This window comes from Campylobacter armoricus, assembly GCF_013372105.1.
GTDB classification, from domain to species: domain Bacteria; phylum Campylobacterota; class Campylobacteria; order Campylobacterales; family Campylobacteraceae; genus Campylobacter_D; species Campylobacter_D armoricus.
Map to the genome: position 1 here is coordinate 1612549 of NZ_CP053825.1, position 17202 is coordinate 1629750.

Genomic DNA, 17202 nt, shown 5'->3' on the forward strand with positions numbered 1-17202 from the left:
TCAAGTATTAACATCGCATTGGAGGCGACATCCGGATTCGAACCGGAGATCAAGGCTTTGCAGGCCCATGCCTTACCGCTTGGCTATGTCGCCTTGAGTTACCAAAAAGTGGTGCCCGAGGCCGGACTTGAACCGGCACGGAAGAAAAATTCCGAGGGATTTTAAGTCCCTTGTGTCTACCAATTCCACCACCCGGGCGGGTGATAATGGAGCGGGAAACGAGATTCGAACTCGCGACCCCAACCTTGGCAAGGTTGTGCTCTACCCCTGAGCTATTCCCGCAAAATTTTTAATGAAGTGTAATTATACAAATATAATCTTAATATTTAATTAAAAATACATTTTAAAGAGAAAGTTTAATTTTTTATTAAACATATTAGTGGTAAAATCACCACAATTTTTAAATAAAAAACAAAGGAGTTTTTAATGTTTATATCAAAAAGCTTATCTGGCAAACTTACAATGCTAGTTTGTTTTTTAATAGCTATTATTTTAATAGTTGTTAATGCAATTAACTATTATGAAACTAAACAAAACACTGCTTACTACTTAGAAGAAATACAAAAAAAGACTATGTTTGATGTAAATGGAGCATATAATATATACTCTTTATCTAAAAGAAGTGCTATTAGCTCTATTGCTGAACTTGTGTCAAAAAACCCAAATTTAAATACCGATGAATTGTTTGATTTACTAGAAGTTACAAAAAATTCAGCTGGATTTGATGTAGTTTATATTGGATTTGAAAAAGATGGTAGCTTGTATCAGTCAAATAAAGTTGTTAGAAGTCCTGAAAAAACAGGATTTGATGCAAGAACTAGACCATGGTATCAAGAATCAAAGCAACTTAAAAAATTAACAGTGAGCGATCCTTATAAAAGTATAGAAGATGATTCAATAACTATATCTTATACAACTCCTGTTTTTAACAATGGAAAACTTTTGGCTGTTGTAGGTGGTGATTATAATCTTCATACTTTCGCTAAAGATGTTTTAGCTTTAGGTCATTCTAATAGCTCTTATGCTGCTGTGTATGATAAAGAAGGAACTATAGTTTTTCATGAAGAAAAAGATAGAATGCTTACTAAAAATGATTTAAGTATTAATATATCTAATGCAATTAAAGCTAATCCTGACTTAATTGACCCAAATAAAGAAGAAACTCTATTTTATGCTAAAGATAGTCAAGGTAAAACTCAAGTAGCAACTTGTACTCAATCACTAAACCCTAAATATATTGTATGTTCTATTACCAATGAATCTGTATATACAGAAGCAGTTAATAAAGTTTTATTCCAACAAATTATCATAGCATTAATAGCTATAGTTATAGCATTGGTATTAATAAGATTTGCTATTGTTAAAAATTTAAAACCTATCGCTATCATCCAAACCGGCCTTAACTCATTCTTTGATTTCATCAATCATAAAACAAAAGACTCTACTATGATTAATGTTAATACTAATGATGAGTTTGGTGCTATGGCTAAAGCTATCAATGAAAATATCACTAAAACTAAAAATGCACTAGAACAAGATGCTAAAGCAGTAGAACAATCAGTAGATACAGCTAAAGAAATAGAAAGTGGTAATCTAACAGCAAGAATTACTGCAATTCCTGCTAATCCTCAATTAATAGAATTAAAAAATGTATTAAATGAAATGCTTAATGTATTAGAAGCAAAAATTGGTTCTAATATGAATGAAATTAATAGAGTATTTGATAGCTATAAGGCATTAGACTTTACAACTGAGGTTAAAAATGCTAAAGGTGGAGTTGAAGTAACTACTAATACCTTAGGTAAAGAAATAGTAGTTATGTTAAGACAATCATCAGAATTTGCTTCTTTACTTGCTACTGAAAGTGGTAAATTACAAAGTGCTGTTAAAGATTTAACAGATTCTTCATCAAGCCAAGCTTCTTCTTTAGAAGAAACAGCAGCAGCACTAGAAGAAATTACTTCTTCTATGCAAAATGTATCGCATAAAACTAGTGAAGTTATTGCTCAAAGTGAAGAGATTAAAAATGTTACTTCTATTATAGGAGATATTGCTGATCAAATTAACTTGCTTGCATTAAATGCTGCTATTGAAGCTGCTCGTGCAGGTGAGCACGGTAGAGGCTTTGCTGTTGTTGCTGATGAAGTTAGAAACCTAGCTGAAAGAACTCAAAAGTCTTTAGGTGAAATAGAAGCTAATACTAATATCTTAGTTCAATCTATTAATGAAATGGGTGAGAGTATTAAAGAACAAACTACAGGTATTACTCAAATAAATGATGCTGTAGCTCAAATTGATCATGTAACCCAAGAGAACTTAAAAATAGCTAATGATAGTGCAGTAATATCTGATAATGTTAATAAGATAGCTAATGATATCTTAGAAGATGCTAGGAAGAAGAGGTTTTAAATAATTAAACTAAACCCTTAATGGGTTTAGTTGGTGTGGAAGGATTAAGCGATTAATCATCAAATTTTTGACCTAAAATATTACCTTTAAAATCTGTATAAATTTCCATCATATTGTTTGTTCTAAATTTATAACCATTGATTTTTTTATCTACTTCTACAATAGCTGCATTTGGTTGCACTGCTTGTATTTTAGTAATAACTTCTTTTGGGATAAATCCTGTTGGAATTGCTTTATATTTTCCATCAACTTCCTTCCAATCTCCGTTGATAATAAAGTCAATTTCTGTTCCATCAGCCAAATTTACCTCATAAGAATCTACATCTTGTTTAACATAACCTATACTTACACCTTTAAAATAAGTATTTAAAAATTCTTGAGCTTTTTGAGGTAGGGCATTTGGACTAACAACCATATCTGCAAACATAGAACTAGCACAGACTAAACTTGCCAACATTAATTTCATTTTCATTTTTTCTCCTTTAGATAAAAGTTGAAAAAATGATATTGAATGCTTGTGAAATTTATGTGAATTTAATTTTTAAAACCAACTATTTTGTTTTTATCAAAAGAAGATTCTATTTCTTTTTCTATGGTTTGTAAAAAATCACTCATTTTAAAAACACCATCTTTAGAAATGGCCGCTTTTAAAGCGGTGTTTTTTACCACCATAACAATTTGTGCTCCACTTAGTTCATATGAAGCTAAATTTGATAAATCAAAACTATCATCAAATTTAGCATTCTTAGGTAAGGCTTTTTGCCATATCATTAAGCGTTGAGAAAAGTCGGGTTTTTTAAATTCTATTTTATAATCAAATCTTCTTGAAAAAGCCACATCTAAACTCTCTAAAAAATTAGTTGTAGCTATGATAACCCCACTAAAACGCTCAATTTGCTCTAAAAAAATATTTTGCATTTGATTATGCATTTTATCAGCACCGCCACTACTTTCTACCCTAGTACTTAAAAATTGATCGGCTTCATTTAAAAGCAAAATAGGACTTTGCTTACTTGTTTGACAAAGCTCTTTATAAGTATCAAAAATCTTTCTTACATTTTGCTCGCTCTCACCTACATATTTACTCAAAATTTTAGAGCAATCAAAACTCAAAATAGATTTTTTCATAGCTTTTGCCATACTTAATGCACTCATAGTTTTACCTGTACCAGCAGGACCATAGAAAATTATCTTAGCTTCTATATTTTTATTTGTTTTTATGCCCCATTTATTTAATCTTTCTAAAACTTTCTTATCTTGCTGTTTTAATATGCTTTCTAATAAATCTTTAGTGCTTTGTGGCATGATAACATCATCTATACTGATATTTGGTTCTATAAGTTCGAAAATATCTTGATTTTTTACTAAATTTTGAAGTTTGATTTTTTTATTTTTTTTAGGCTCTTTAAAATTAATTATTCTTTGTAAAATATCATCGCTCAAATAAAATGTTTTAGAAATATCACCTAAGGAATTTATAAATTCATCGTATTCTAAAAGATTTGAGTTTAAAAGTTTAGAATCTTCTTCTAATAAAGCTTTATTTTTTTCTTTGGCAAGCTCATCATCGCTAATTAAATGGAGTAAAAAATTAAAATCTCTACTATAAGAAGTTTCAGTATTTAATAAATACTCTTCTTTCAGCAAGCTAATAAATATCAAACTTTCTTTTTCATTTAAAGCATATTCTTTAAAAATATCTGCTAATACATTGGGAATTTTACTTTTTTTCAAACATTCTTTAATATAAGATTCAAAAATAACAATGTCATTTTTGATATTTTCACTTTGGGAACTTTTAGCAAAAAAACGCAATCTTTGATAAAGTTCTATTTTAAAAAATTCATCTTTTAAGTAAGAAATATAATCCTCATAAACTTTATCTTGCATAAAATCTTGTATGGTTTTATTTTCTAAAACTTGTAAAAAAACTTCACTTAAGCTTACATCACATTGTAACAAATTTAAAAATGAACTTGAATTTTTACTCGCTTTAAAATCAGAATAAATTTGAATAATAAAACCTTTTTCTATAAGACTTTTAAGATCTTTTAAATAATCTAAATATTCATACTCATCATTTTTAAAAACTTCACTAAGCAAACTATAGGCATTTATACTTGCATTAGCTTGTAGATAATTTTTACATAGATGTTTTAAAATTAAAATCTCATCTTCACTGCATTGTAGATTTTTATAAATAGTGCTTTTAAAAGTATCATTAAGAAAAAGCTTTAAATCTTTCATATTATCCTTTAACTTTATAATGATTTCATACTAAATTTGACTTTGGATTTTTTTTCACTAAAACTCATATACCCATTGCAAACTTCATAAAAAATATCATAATTTTTACTCACGATCTTTTGGGTGAAACCACAAGAAGTAGCTTGTTTATTTTTTCCATAAAAAATAGGTTTTTTGTAAATTAAATCTTGTAAAAAACCCTCATAATATTTATAACTAAAAAATTTTTCATTAAAAGATAATTTTGCATAACAAACACCATTAATACAAATTTTATCATCAATCTTTAATTCAAATAAAGCTTTAGAAGCATTATAAAGCTCTAGTCTTGTTATTTTTTTTCCTTTATATAAAAACCCATAATCAGCAAATTTTATATAAGGAGTTTTTAAAACAACATAAACCCCTTGAGATTGTGTTTTATTTTTTAATGCACAAGAGCTTAAAAACACACAGAAAAAACATAAAAACACTATTTGCAATAAATTTTTCATTTAAGATTTTTAAAGCTGATATTTAATTCTAAATTTAATTCTTTGACTATTCTCATAACACTTTGTAAATCATCAATTTGCTTACCAACTACCCGAATTTCATTACCTCTAATACTTGAAGTTACTTTTAGCTTGCTATCTTTTATAGCTTTATTTATTTTTTTAGCACTATCAGTATCAATAGCATCATTAACTTTCAAATTTAGTTTAAAATTTGCTCCGCTTTCTCTACTTAGCTCTTTTATGCCATTAGGATTTATCCCTCTTTTAATAAGCTTTGAAATAACAATGTCTTTTAAAACTTCAAGTTTTGCTTCACTTGAACAAGTGAGCTTATAAATGCTTTCTTTTTCATTTAACTCTATTTCGCTTTTAATACCTTTTAAATCATATCTACTATCAAGCTCTTTTTTAGCTTGTTCTAAAGCATTTTTTAGCTCTTGTTTATCGATTTCTCCACTTATATCAAAACTATGCTCACTTGCCATTTTCTATAAACTCCTTAAGATTGTTAAATACAATTTGAATTAAATTTTGTATAGATTCTTTACTAGCCCATGCAACATGCGGGGTAATGATTAAATTTTCTTTATTTTTTATACTAAGTAATGGATGATTTTTAGTCATAGGTTCTATTTCAAGCACATCAAGTCCTACTTTGATATTTTTTTCATTCATAACCTTAGCTAAATCAAACTCATTAATAATACCACCACGCCCTACATTAATCAAAATAGCTTCATCTTTTAAAAGCATTAATTCTTTTTTAGATAATAAATTTCTTGTTTTTTCATTTAAAGGCGCGTGGATACTAATCACATCGCAAGTTTTTAAAAGCTCTTCAAGGCCTACTTTCTTATATTCATCACTAAAATTAGCTCCTGAAGTAGAATAATAACAAATTTTAGAACCAAACATTTGCGAAACTTTAGCTACTTCTTTACCTATAGCTCCAAGTCCTATAATGCCGTGTTTTTTGCCTGTTAAAGTATGCAAAGTTCTGCTAAAATCGCAAAACATTTCACTCTCACACCATTTGCCTTCTTTGCTCCATTTATCATAATATGGAATTTGGTTTAAAAAAGCAAAAAGCAAGGCAAAAGTATGACTTAAAACACTTTTAGTAGAATAACTAGCTGCATTTTTTACTACTATGCCTTTAGAATTTGCATAAGCTACATCTATGTTATTTACCCCTGTACCAAGCTGCAAAATAAGCTTTAGATTAGTTTTATCTATCACTTCTTTATCGATGATAATTTTATTAATCATTACAACTTGTGCATTAGCTATTCTTGCAATAACATCATCTTTAGAAGTTAAATCATAACTTACAAACTCGCCAAAACTTTTAAAAACAGATAAATCCACCCCGCCCAAAGTAGCAGCATCTAAACATACTATTTTCATTAATTTTTTATTATATGTCCTACAAATTTAGAATAATTATCAAGCACCAAACCGCCTTTTCTAAAGCCCAAGCCACAACCCTCATAAGCAAAGAAAACTCCTGCTTGATAATAATCATTTTCATCTTGATTAAATTCGGTAAATTCTTGATACACGAAACGATTATTTTGATAATCCCCATTTGTCTTAAAACTTACATCACCATTAGCTTCTATAATAGAAACATTAGCTCCTTCTCTACCAAAAACAGGCTTTTTAACACACTTTTTACCTATTAAAGGCTCATCACTTGTTTCTAGCAATAAAGGATGATTTGGATAAAGCTCCCATAAAATCTTCATTATACCTTTGCTTTGAAAAAGTAAAGTATAAGCAGGGTTTAAAATGATTGCCTTTTGATTTTGCATGATTTGAGTTAAAAGCATAGCAAGCTCGCCCTCTTCTATAGCTATACTTTCCCAAGGAATGAGTTTGAAAAAATACTCAAAATTTATTTCATTTTTGAAAATTCCATCAGGCGAAAATTCTACTTCATCAATATAAGAAAATTCACTCTCAAAACCAGCTTCTCTGGCAATATGTGCCAAAAGTTTGGTTGTAATCATATCCTCATCGCTACCTGCAATTGAAGAAAATAATATCTTCCAACCTTCATAATATTTTTCGAATTCACTCACATCTTCTTCTAAGGTTATAAGTCTTTTAAAATTATCTTTTAAAGCCTCATATATATTGTTAAATTGCGAACTTTCATCTAAATTATTTTGTTTTAAAATAGCCCATTGTAAAATAGCACTTTCAAATAAAGAAGTTGGAGTGTCTGCATTAAATTCTATTAGCTTTATAGGCTTACCATCAAGCCCACCTGCTAAATCAAATCTTCCATATAAATGCCAATGTACATCATTTTCCCAACTCATCTTAATAGCATCAACCAAATTAAAAGGAATTCCAAGCTCATCAAAGCGATTATTATCAATAACTTCTTGTGCAGCAGTTACAAACATATCATAAAGTTCATTTACCGCCTCATAATAAGCATTTGCTTCATTTTCTTTTACACAAACTAAATTAGAATCTAAATAATCACTCCCATCATTATCTGTATGCCACGAAAAACCCATTTGCTCTAAGTAAGATTTTTCTAAAGGATTTACTTTTAAAAAATTCATTTTTATACCTTTTTAAGATCCAAAAGAACTAGAAGAACTTGAAGCAGCTTTAGAACCACCACCAAAAAATCCTGATTTTTTTGCACTTGATCCTGTAGTAGCACTTGATCCTGCTTTATTAAAGCTATTTACACTTCTTTGATAAGCACTTTGATTTGAAAACGCTCCTCTTTGTTGGTTTGCGAAATTTTGATTATTGAAAAGTTTTGAACCTATCCAACTTCCTAAAATAGCACCAGCTGCACTCGCAAGTAATGTTTCACCCAAAGAAAGCCCACCACTACTCATTTGAGCATTATTTGAGTTTGGATTAGTCAAATTCGAAGTTCCATTATCTATTTTGGCAGCTTCTTCTTGAATTAATTTATCCATTTCTTCTTTGCTTAAAACTCTTTCTGTACCATCTAGTTGTTTTAGAACAACTCTAGTTTCATCACTTGGAAATTGATCTTTTATTTTATATTGATTTGGTGCAGTTTCTTCAATAATAACAAAAGCACCTTGAGTATTTGCTGCTTGGCTTAAAGCATTATTAGAATCATTTGCATTGCTACTACATGCACTTAAAGCACCTGCGCTTATTGCAGCAATACCACTTATCATACTAAGTTTAAGTATAGTTTTAATGTGTTTCATAATCTTTCCTATAATTTAATAAGTTTAACTTAAATAAGATTTTAACAAAAAAAGTATTAATAAAAATTAATTGCTTTAGTTTGTTATAGACATTAAATTAGCACTTAAAATAAACATAGCAAAAACAAAAAATATAAAAGCACTTAAATAATCAATGAGTTTTGTATTATTTTGATAAATTCTTACCATGAAAGACTTAGAAAACAACAAAGAAATCAAAGAAAAATAAACAATAGTCTCCAAAATTAAAACAAAAATCAAAACTATCAATATTTTAGTATTTTGTGTAAAATTAAAGCTTGCAAACACACTAGCAAAATAAAAAATTACTTTTGGATTGGATAAATTAGTGATTATTCCACTTAAAAATGCAGATATGTGAGTTTTTTGAGTTTTGAATTTGCCTTTTTTTGCATTTTTGAAAATTACGAAAGATAGATACAAAAGATAACAAGCCCCAAAACTTGATAAAGCAATTTGCAAAAACGGAAATTGATGAAAAATTACACTTAATCCAAGTATAGAAAGTATAATCCATACACTCATTGCCAAACTTACGCCAAAACTTGCCTTTAGAGCACTCTTAACCCCATCTCTTAAAGCATAAGAGCTTACTAAGAAAAAATCAGGTCCTGGTAAAATGAGCCCAAAAAAATGAATGATTAAAATCCAAAGAAACATAAAAAAATAATCGAAGAAAAGCCGATTTCTCGGCTTTTTGGTATTAGAGTCTTGACTCGTAGCGTCTAAGCATATAAAGTCTTTTAAGCATTTTTTTGCGTGCTGAAATTTTTTGTTTTTTACGAATTTCAGTCATAGGCTCAAAAAATCTTCTAGCGCGAACTTCAGTAACAACTAAATTTCTATCTACTTGTTTTTTGAATTTTCTATACGCTTCATCAAAAGACTCGTTAGGATGTACCTTAATTCCTGGCACGACCCCCACCACCTTTCTTTTTTAAAATAAAACCAGTATTATAACATAATTTTTATTGAAAATAAAATATATTTTTGTAATAATTGCATAAATAAATAATAAACATTAATTATTAATTAAGACAAAATTTGGTTTAATTTTTCATAAACTGAAATTTTTATTTTGAAGGAAATAAAATGGGTGCCTATATTACTAATTATACTAAAAAAAGATATACTGCTTATATTGTTTCTATGATAATATTTGTAATATTACCTTTTATAAAAATTAATGGAAATCATTTCTTTTTATTAAGTTTTGATCATAAAAAACTTAATTTATTTTTCATAGCCTTTGATACTCAAGAGCTTTATTTAATGCCTTTTCTTATTATGGGTATGTTTTTAACTATACTTTTTATAACTACATTGGCTGGTAGAATTTGGTGTGCATGGACTTGTCCTCAAACTATTGCTAGAGTTATTTATAGAGACCTTTTACAAACAAAAATTTTTAAAATCCATAAAAGCATAGCAAACAAACAAAAACAAACTAGCGGGTTTTTTATTCAAAAAGTTTTAAGTATTATAGTTTTTTACATTTTTTCATTACTAATGATGAGTGCATTTTTATGGTATTTTGTACCACCTGAAGATTTTTTTGTCTATATTCAAAATCCTGCTGATCATTTATTGCTTTTAGGGATTTTGTTTTGTGCTTCTTTGGCTTTTACTTTTGATATAGTGTATTTGGGTGAAAAATTTTGTGTTTATGTATGTCCTTATGCAAGAATTCAATCTGTAATGTTTGATAATAATACCGTTCAAGTAATTTATGATGATAAAAGAGGTGGTGTAATTTATGATGGACACACTAAACTGTATCAAAAACCACCACAAGGTGAATGTATAGGCTGTGAAGCCTGTGTAAAAATTTGCCCTACACATATAGATATACGGGCTGGAATGCAACTTGAATGTATTAATTGCCTTGAGTGTGCTGATGCTTGTTCAAAAATTCAAGCTAAGTTTGATCGTCCTAGTTTGATTAATTGGACTAGTGCAAAAGCTATTGAAACTAGAGAAAAAGTAAAATATTTTAGATTTAGAACCATTGGATATTTAGTTGTCTTGTGTGGTGTTTTTGCGGCTTTAGTTTTAATGGGAAGCAAAAAAGAACATATGCTTTTAAATATAAACCGCTCTAGTGAGCTTTACCAAATTAGAAAAGCACACGATGGAGAATTACAAGTTACTAATGCTTATGTATTTTTATTTCAAAATACTGATAATAAAACTCATGAATATTATTTTGATGTTAAACTACAAGGCGTTGAAGATGGTTTAGAAATCATTAGACCAAAAAAGTCTTTTAAATTAAAAGCTGGAGAAAAAGATAAACATATCGTTGTTTTAAAGGCTACTAAAAAATTAGCCAATAACGATAGAAAAGACACCGTGATTCCTTTAAAAATTAAAGCTTATGCGCTAGATGATAAAAATATTGTTATAGAAAGAGAAAGTAATTTTGTATATCCAAAAAATTCCATTCTAAAACAAAAATAAAAATGAAAAAAGAGCTTTCTTTAAAATCTCAAGTAAGACTTGAAAAAATCAAGCAAATTGCTGCGGAGTCGTTTTTTAAAAACGGCTACGAAGCAACTAATCTTAAAGACATTATCAAGCAAACTGGAGGATCATTTTCTTGTGTATATGAACATTTTAAAAGCAAGGAAGGATTATTTGAAGCAATATTAAACGATTTTGCTGAAAATCATTTTTTAGCTATTTTGAAAAAAAATATGAAAATAACAAACAAATTGAATCTAGAAGATTACCTATATCAATATGCTTTAGCTTATTTAAAAATTTTTAATAACAAAAAAACCATTGCCATAGTCAGATTGTTGTATTCTCAAATTTATAATGATAAATTTGATTTTACAGCGTGGTTTAATGGCAACAACCGAAAAGGGATAGAATATGAACTTCAAAAAAGATTCGAATTAGAAAATGAACATCTATCTAAAAATGCTGAATTTTTAAGTGTTACTTTTTGCACAATGCTAAGAGGGACATTTTTTATGCAAAGCACTTTTGGAAATAAGATTTTAATGAATAAAAAAGAACAACAAGAGCATGCACAAAAAGTTATTAAACTTTTTACAAATGGAATTATTAACTTTAATTAACTATATATTGATAAAATAGAAGTTTAAATTTTGTAATATAAATTACTTTTTATATTTAGCTAAAAATTATTTTAAGGAAAAAAATGAAAACTAAAATTCTTGCACTAGCTTGTGCTTCTTTGATTTTTACAGCCTGTTTAGATGATAAAAATGCACAAGTTAAAGAACTTCCTCCTCAACCAGTTAGTATTATGACTATGCAAAGCGCTAACTTGCCTTTAGAATTTACCTATCCTGCGAGATTAAGCACAGAATTAGATGTCGTGATCAAACCTAAAGTAAGCGGGGAAATAAAACAAAAATACTTCAAAAGTGGTCAAGCTGTAAAAAAAGGCGATAAGCTTTTCTTGATAGAACCTGATAAATACCAAGCAAGTGTTAATATGGCTTATGGTGAAGCTTTAGTAGCAAGAGCAAATTTTGATGATGCAGAAAAAAATTTTAAAAGGGATAGTATTTTAATAGAAAAAAATGCTATTTCACAAAAAGAATTTGATGCAAGTTTAGCTAAATTTAATTCAACAAAAGCTAATTTAGAAAGTGCTAGAGCAAAACTTGCTAATGCAAGATTAGACTTAAAATATACTGTAGTAAGTGCGCCATTTGATGGAATTTTAGGTGATTCTCTGATGGATATAGGAGATTATGTAAATGCTTCTTCTACTGAACTTATACGCATTACTAATATTAATCCTATTTTCGCAGATTTTTATATTTCAGATGTTGATAAAATTAATATGAATAAAAATATAAAAGATGGAAATTGGCAATTTGAAAATATTCAAGTGCAAGCTAATGTTGGTGGTGAGCTTTTTAATGGAAAATTATATTTTATAGATAGTGTTATTGATACTCATAGTGGTGGTGTAAAAGCAAAAGCTATTTTTGACAACAATAATTCAAATTTAATGCCTGGATCATTTGCTAATGTTCATGTAAGTGGTTTTGTGCAAAAAGATGGTTTTGAAATTCCACAAGTTGCACTTTTGCAAGATGATAGTGCTACTTATGTTTATACTTTAGTAGATGGAAAAGTAGCAAAAACAAATGTTAATGTTATTTATCAAACTGCGGATATTGCAGTAATCAATCAAGGTTTGAAAAATGGAGATAAGGTTATTTTAAATAATTTCAAAAAAATCCGTCCTGGCTCAAGTGTTAGCATAATGGAGAATAAGTAATGTTTTCTAAATTTTTTATAGAAAGACCTGTATTTGCTTCAGTTGTTGCTATTATTATTTCTTTAGCAGGCATTATAGGACTTTATTCTTTGCCTGTAGAGCAATACCCTTCGCTAACTCCACCTGTTGTAAAGGTAAGTGCAAATTACTCTGGCGCTGATGCTCAAACAGTAGCTCAAACAGTAGCTATTCCGCTTGAAGATGCTATAAATGGAGTTGAAAATATGATTTACATGGATTCAACATCAAGCTCTTCAGGGGATATGAGTTTAAGTGTATATTTTAGCATAGGAACTGATCCTGATCAAGCAACGGTTGATGTTAATAATAGAATTTCAGCCGCTATGGCAAAACTTCCTGAAGATGTTAAAAAAACAGGTGTTAGCGTAAGAAAAACTGGTTCAAGTATATTAGAGGTTGCTACTTTATATTCTCCAGATGGTTCTATGAATGCACTAGAAGTATATAATTATGCGGCGTTAAATATTTTAGATGATCTTGCTAGGGTTCCTGGTGTAGGAAATGCTGTTGCTATAGGTTCAAAAAACTATTCTATGAGAATTTGGTTAAATCCTGACTTATTAAACAAATATCAAGTTACAGCAACTGATGTAATTGCTGCAGTAAATGAGCAAAATGCTCAATATGCTACTGGTAAAATAGGACAAGAACCTGTGGTAGAAAGATCCCCTTATGTGTATTCAGTAACCATGCAAGGAAGATTAAAAAACACTAAAGAATTTGAAAATATTATTATAAGAGCAAATAGTGATGGGTCTTTTTTAAGGCTTAAAGATATAGCGGAAGTATCTTTAGGGTCAAGAGAATATACTTTTAATGGTAGATTAAATGGTAATAACGCAACCCCTATTTTAATTTTCTTACAAACTGGAGCAAATGCCGTAAGCACAGCAGAATTAGTTCAGAAAAAATTCGAAGAACTTTCTAAAAACTTTCCAGAAGGATTAACCTATAAAGTTCCTTATGATACAACTATATTTATCAAAGCTTCTATCAAAGAAGTGGTAAAAACTTTTTTTGAAGCTTTAATTTTAGTTGTAATAGTAATGTATTTATTCTTAAAAAATTTCCGCTCTACCATAATACCTATGATTGCTGTGCCTGTTTCTATTTTAGGAACTTTTGCAGGATTGTATGTATTAGGTTTTAGTATCAACCTACTTACACTTTTTGCTTTGGTTTTGGCTATTGGTATTGTTGTTGATGATGCTATTATTGTGGTAGAAAATATAGATAGAATCATGCATGAAGATCCAAATATAAGCATAAAAGAAGCAGCCATTAAAGCTATGGATGAAGTTGCAGCTCCTGTTGTTTCTATTGTTCTTGTGCTTTGTGCAGTATTTATACCTGTTTCATTTATATCCGGTTTTGTGGGTGAAATTCAAAGACAATTTGCCATAACTTTGGCAATTTCTGTTGTAATTTCAGGTTTTGTGGCTCTGACACTAACCCCATCATTATGTGCAATCTTTTTAAGAAGAAATGAAGGTGAGCCTTTTTATTTAGTTAAAAAATTTAATCATATTTTTGATTGGTCTACAGAAGTTTTTGGTGCAGGAGTAGCTTATATTTTAAAAAGAACCGTTAGATTTGTTTTAATTTTTATTATATTTTTAGGCGGATTGTATGGGCTTTTTAAACTTGTTCCAAATTCTTTAGTTCCAAATGAAGATCAAGGGAGTTTTTTATCTGTTGTGAATTTACCAGCAGCTTCATCTTTAAATAGAACAACGCAAACTATGGATGCTATGGCAGATGAGATACTAAAAAATGAAAATATCACGGATATTGTTGGTCTTATAGGATATGATTTATTTACAGGCTCTTTAAAAGAAAATGCTGGTGCAATGTTTGTTAATTTGAAAAATTGGAATGATAGAGATGTAAGTAGTTTTGATTTGACAAGAATGTATAATCAACAATATTTTCTTAATCCAAATTTCCAAACTTTTTTTATTAATCCACCTCCAATTCAAGGTCTAAGTTTAACCGGTGGTTTTGAAATGTATGCACAAAATCGTAGCGGCAAAAGCTATGATGAAATTCAAGTTGATGTAAATAGATTAGTAGAAGCAGCAAACAAGCGTCCTGAACTTTCTAATGTAAGAACAACGCTTGATACTAATTTTCCGCAATTAAAACTAGAAATTGATCGTGATAAGGTAAAACTTTATGGTTTAAATTTAGCAGATGTATTTAGCACATTAAATGCTACTATAGGGACTTACTATGTAAATGATTTTTCTATGCTTGGAAAAAATTATCGTGTAAATATTAGTGCTATTGGTGATTTTAGAAATACTCAAAATGCTTTAAAAAATATCTTTGTTAGAGCAAAAGATGGTTCAATGGTTTCTCTAGATAGTGTTTTAACTTTGCATAGAGGTGTTGGACCTGATGATGTAAAACGCTTTAATATGTTCCCATCGGCTTTAATTCAAGGCGATCCTGCTCCTGGTTATACCTCAGGACAAGCTATTGATACAATAGCACAAGTTGCAAAAGAAACTTTGGGAGAAGATTATTCTATCGCTTGGGCGGGTTCTGCTTATCAAGAAGTTACAAGTAGTGGTGCTGGTCAAATAGCATTTATGTTAGGACTTTTATTTGTATTTTTAATTTTAGCAGCCCAATATGAAAGATGGCTTATGCCTTTAGCAGTAATTACTGCTGTGCCTTTTGCGGTATTTGGTTCTTTACTTTTTGTGTGGCTTAGAGGGATAGAAAATGATATATATTTTCAAACAGGACTTTTACTTTTAATAGGACTTTCTGCCAAAAATGCAATTTTGATTGTAGAATTTGCTATGGAAGAACATCTTAAAAAAGGGAAAAGTATTTTTGAAGCATCTATTAGTGCGGCAAAATTAAGATTTAGACCTATTGTTATGACTTCACTGGCATTTATCTGTGGAATTTTACCACTTTTCTTTGCTTATGGAGCAGGAAGTGCAAGCCGTCATGCAATAGGCACAGGCGTTATAGGTGGAATGATAGCAGCTTCTACTATAGCCATTTTCTTTGTGCCTTTATTTTTCTACTTATTAGAAAGTTTCAACAAATGGCTTGATGAAAAAAGAGGTAAAAAACATGTATAAATTGATAATATTTGCAAGTTGTTTTTTAATAACAGCTTGCAGTTTAAAACCAAATTTAGAAATTAAAGATATAAACTACACCAAAAGTTTAGATCAAAACATTACCATCAATAAACAATGGTGGAAAGCTTTTGATGATATTTATTTAAATGCTTTAATAAATCAAGCTTTAAAAAATAACAATGATTTGCAAATTGCATATATAAATCTACAAAAAGCATATGAAACCTTAGGCATAGCAAGAAGTGATTTACTTCCTAAGCTAGATGGGAGTGCTAGCGGAGCAAGAGCAAAAACTAGTATTAATGCTTCAAACAACAAAAGCAATGAATTTGTCTATGGTAATAATTTTAATATGGGTTTAAATTTAAGCTATGAAATCGATTTATGGGGCAAATATAGAGATACTTATAATGCTTCAAAGGCAAAATTACAGGCAAGCGAATTTGACTATGAAAGTGCTAGACTTAGCTTAATCTCGAATGTAATAAAAACTTATTTTAACTTAGCAAGCTTAAGCGAACAAGTAAAAATATTAGAAGAAACTACTCAAAGTTATCAAAAAACATATGAATTAAAATTAGAACACTTTAAACTTGGGGTAATTAGTGAATATGAGCTTAATAAATTTAAAGCTGAACTTGAAAATTCAAGAGTTTTACTTACAAATGCAAAAATTCAAAAAGAAGCTAATGTAAAAGCTTTAAAAATCTTAACCTCAAATAATATTGATGATATACTTTATAATGGCATAGAATATAAAAAAATAGGACAATACGATCTTAGCATACCAGAAGGTATAGGCAGTGAAATTTTACTTCAAAGACCAGATGTTCAAGCTAGCTTAAAAACTTTGGAAGAAAAAAATTATCTTGTAGGAGTTGCAAGAACTGCATTTTTGCCAAATCTTTCTTTAACTGGACTTTTGGGTTTTCAAAGCAATGATTTAGATCTTTTGGTTAAACATGGAAGTAATACTTGGAATATAGCAGGAAATTTTGCAATGCCAATTTTTCATTGGGGCGAAATCGTAAATAATGTCAATATTGCAAAACTTACTAAAGATGAAGCATTTTTGCAATATGAGAATACTTTAAAAACAGCCTTTGGAGAGATAAGACTTGCTTTATTTAACCGCCAAAGTTATTATGAAAATGAGCAAAATTATAAAAATCTTTTTATGGCTCAAAGTAAAATTTATGAAATTTCTACTTTAAGATATGAAAATGGTGTAATTAATTTAGCTGATTTTTTACAAGATCAAAGAAATTACTTAAGCGCCAAACTTTCTTATACCAACTCTTCTTATGAGCTTGCAAATTCCTTAGTAGATGTTATGAAAGCTTTTGGCGGAGGATTTAACGCTAAAGAAGAATCAAAAGAAAACATCAAAGCTATGGAAGAAAACTTTTATAACAACTAAG

General features: G+C 29.2%; 15 protein-coding genes, 3 tRNA genes and 1 pseudogene. 7 read left to right on the forward strand and 12 right to left on the reverse strand.

The features are described 5' to 3' along the window. Window positions 1–19: 19 nt before the first annotated feature. The 3 genes from CARM_RS08190 to CARM_RS08200 all read right to left on the reverse strand — a co-directional run bounded on the left by CARM_RS08190 (window position 20) and on the right by CARM_RS08200 (window position 282). Window positions 20–93, reverse strand: a tRNA-Cys gene (locus CARM_RS08190). Window positions 94–109: 16 nt separating this feature from the next. Continuing rightward, a tRNA-Leu gene (locus CARM_RS08195) sits at window positions 110–198 on the reverse strand. Between the two features lie 9 nt (window positions 199–207). After that, window positions 208–282: transfer RNA gene (locus CARM_RS08200), tRNA-Gly, on the reverse strand. Between the two features lie 291 nt (window positions 283–573). Between CARM_RS08200 and CARM_RS08645 the strand changes: the two are divergent. Both CARM_RS08645 and CARM_RS08650 read left to right on the forward strand, forming a co-directional pair. Next, a pseudogene (locus CARM_RS08645) lies at window positions 574–1164 on the forward strand (cache domain-containing protein); the annotation flags it as partial. A gap of 804 nt (window positions 1165–1968) precedes the next feature. Then, window positions 1969–2409 (forward strand): methyl-accepting chemotaxis protein, encoded by a 441-nt coding sequence (locus CARM_RS08650; protein ID WP_414641184.1) that lies wholly within the window; start codon window positions 1969–1971, stop codon window positions 2407–2409. A gap of 52 nt (window positions 2410–2461) precedes the next feature. Here the strand turns inward: CARM_RS08650 and CARM_RS08210 are convergent, their stop codons facing one another. From CARM_RS08210 to rpsU, 9 genes are all read right to left on the reverse strand, one after another. Next, on the reverse strand, window positions 2462–2881 hold the full coding sequence (locus CARM_RS08210; RefSeq protein ID WP_139426812.1) for a PepSY-like domain-containing protein: 420 nt from the start codon (window positions 2879–2881) through the stop codon (window positions 2462–2464). 62 nt (window positions 2882–2943) lie between these two features. After that, window positions 2944–4656: an ATP-binding protein gene (locus CARM_RS08215; protein WP_139426810.1), complete on the reverse strand. Its 1713-nt coding sequence runs from the start codon at window positions 4654–4656 to the stop codon at window positions 2944–2946. 14 nt (window positions 4657–4670) lie between these two features. Continuing rightward, window positions 4671–5150 carry a hypothetical protein gene (locus CARM_RS08220; protein WP_139426808.1) on the reverse strand — a complete coding sequence of 160 codons (480 nt, stop codon included), beginning with the start codon at window positions 5148–5150 and terminating at the stop codon, window positions 4671–4673. Then, window positions 5147–5638: a YajQ family cyclic di-GMP-binding protein gene (locus tag CARM_RS08225; protein ID WP_139426806.1), complete on the reverse strand. Its 492-nt coding sequence runs from the start codon at window positions 5636–5638 to the stop codon at window positions 5147–5149. Before CARM_RS08225 ends, CARM_RS08220 begins: the two co-directional genes overlap by 4 nt. Continuing rightward, the gene (locus tag CARM_RS08230; protein ID WP_139426804.1) at window positions 5628–6560 is read right to left on the reverse strand and encodes a D-2-hydroxyacid dehydrogenase; all 933 of its coding nucleotides are present in this window, start codon (window positions 6558–6560) and stop codon (window positions 5628–5630) included. The genes CARM_RS08225 and CARM_RS08230 overlap by 11 nt, the downstream gene beginning before the upstream one ends. Beyond that, window positions 6560–7732 carry a glutathionylspermidine synthase family protein gene (locus tag CARM_RS08235; RefSeq protein WP_139426802.1) on the reverse strand — a complete coding sequence of 391 codons (1173 nt, stop codon included), beginning with the start codon at window positions 7730–7732 and terminating at the stop codon, window positions 6560–6562. The genes CARM_RS08230 and CARM_RS08235 overlap by 1 nt, the downstream gene beginning before the upstream one ends. Window positions 7733–7744: 12 nt before the next feature. Further along, on the reverse strand, window positions 7745–8368 hold the full coding sequence (locus CARM_RS08240) for a UPF0323 family lipoprotein (protein ID WP_139426800.1): 624 nt from the start codon (window positions 8366–8368) through the stop codon (window positions 7745–7747). Between the two features lie 75 nt (window positions 8369–8443). After that, on the reverse strand, window positions 8444–9049 hold the full coding sequence (locus CARM_RS08245; RefSeq protein ID WP_139426798.1) for a LysE family transporter: 606 nt from the start codon (window positions 9047–9049) through the stop codon (window positions 8444–8446). A gap of 43 nt (window positions 9050–9092) precedes the next feature. Further along, the gene (rpsU, locus tag CARM_RS08250; protein WP_002780697.1) at window positions 9093–9305 is read right to left on the reverse strand and encodes a 30S ribosomal protein S21; all 213 of its coding nucleotides are present in this window, start codon (window positions 9303–9305) and stop codon (window positions 9093–9095) included. A 176-nt stretch (window positions 9306–9481) separates the two neighbouring features. Here rpsU and ccoG point away from each other — a divergent pair, with 176 nt between their 5' ends. The 5 genes from ccoG (at window position 9482) to CARM_RS08275 (ending at window position 17201) form a co-directional block, all read left to right on the forward strand. Beyond that, window positions 9482–10849: a cytochrome c oxidase accessory protein CcoG gene (gene ccoG, locus CARM_RS08255; protein WP_139426797.1), complete on the forward strand. Its 1368-nt coding sequence runs from the start codon at window positions 9482–9484 to the stop codon at window positions 10847–10849. A gap of 2 nt (window positions 10850–10851) precedes the next feature. Continuing rightward, window positions 10852–11475, forward strand: a complete 624-nt coding sequence (locus tag CARM_RS08260) for a TetR/AcrR family transcriptional regulator (protein ID WP_139426794.1) — start codon at window positions 10852–10854, stop codon at window positions 11473–11475. 83 nt (window positions 11476–11558) lie between these two features. Next, window positions 11559–12656 carry an efflux RND transporter periplasmic adaptor subunit gene (locus CARM_RS08265; protein WP_139426792.1) on the forward strand — a complete coding sequence of 366 codons (1098 nt, stop codon included), beginning with the start codon at window positions 11559–11561 and terminating at the stop codon, window positions 12654–12656. After that, window positions 12656–15778: an efflux RND transporter permease subunit gene (locus CARM_RS08270; RefSeq protein WP_139426790.1), complete on the forward strand. Its 3123-nt coding sequence runs from the start codon at window positions 12656–12658 to the stop codon at window positions 15776–15778. Before CARM_RS08265 ends, CARM_RS08270 begins: the two co-directional genes overlap by 1 nt. Next, a complete protein-coding gene (locus CARM_RS08275; RefSeq protein ID WP_139426788.1) occupies window positions 15771–17201 on the forward strand; it encodes an efflux transporter outer membrane subunit in 1431 nt (476 codons plus the stop codon). The genes CARM_RS08270 and CARM_RS08275 overlap by 8 nt, the downstream gene beginning before the upstream one ends. The last annotated feature ends 1 nt before the right edge of the window (window position 17202 follow it).

Excerpts from the sequence above, each read along its gene's own strand:
- CARM_RS08650 (WP_414641184.1), top strand. The coding sequence starts at position 1,969 with ATGCAAAATGTATCGCATAAAACTAGTGAAGTTATTGCTCAAAGTGAA.
- CARM_RS08210 (WP_139426812.1), bottom strand. The coding sequence starts at position 2,881 with ATGAAAATGAAATTAATGTTGGCAAGTTTAGTCTGTGCTAGTTCTATG.
- CARM_RS08215 (WP_139426810.1), bottom strand. The coding sequence starts at position 4,656 with ATGAAAGATTTAAAGCTTTTTCTTAATGATACTTTTAAAAGCACTATT.
- CARM_RS08220 (WP_139426808.1), bottom strand. The coding sequence starts at position 5,150 with ATGAAAAATTTATTGCAAATAGTGTTTTTATGTTTTTTCTGTGTGTTT.
- CARM_RS08225 (WP_139426806.1), bottom strand. The coding sequence starts at position 5,638 with ATGGCAAGTGAGCATAGTTTTGATATAAGTGGAGAAATCGATAAACAA.
- CARM_RS08230 (WP_139426804.1), bottom strand. The coding sequence starts at position 6,560 with ATGAAAATAGTATGTTTAGATGCTGCTACTTTGGGCGGGGTGGATTTA.
- CARM_RS08235 (WP_139426802.1), bottom strand. The coding sequence starts at position 7,732 with ATGAATTTTTTAAAAGTAAATCCTTTAGAAAAATCTTACTTAGAGCAA.
- CARM_RS08240 (WP_139426800.1), bottom strand. The coding sequence starts at position 8,368 with ATGAAACACATTAAAACTATACTTAAACTTAGTATGATAAGTGGTATT.
- CARM_RS08245 (WP_139426798.1), bottom strand. The coding sequence starts at position 9,049 with ATGTTTCTTTGGATTTTAATCATTCATTTTTTTGGGCTCATTTTACCA.
- ccoG (WP_139426797.1), top strand. The coding sequence starts at position 9,482 with ATGGGTGCCTATATTACTAATTATACTAAAAAAAGATATACTGCTTAT.
- CARM_RS08260 (WP_139426794.1), top strand. The coding sequence starts at position 10,852 with ATGAAAAAAGAGCTTTCTTTAAAATCTCAAGTAAGACTTGAAAAAATC.
- CARM_RS08265 (WP_139426792.1), top strand. The coding sequence starts at position 11,559 with ATGAAAACTAAAATTCTTGCACTAGCTTGTGCTTCTTTGATTTTTACA.
- CARM_RS08270 (WP_139426790.1), top strand. The coding sequence starts at position 12,656 with ATGTTTTCTAAATTTTTTATAGAAAGACCTGTATTTGCTTCAGTTGTT.
- CARM_RS08275 (WP_139426788.1), top strand. The coding sequence starts at position 15,771 with ATGTATAAATTGATAATATTTGCAAGTTGTTTTTTAATAACAGCTTGC.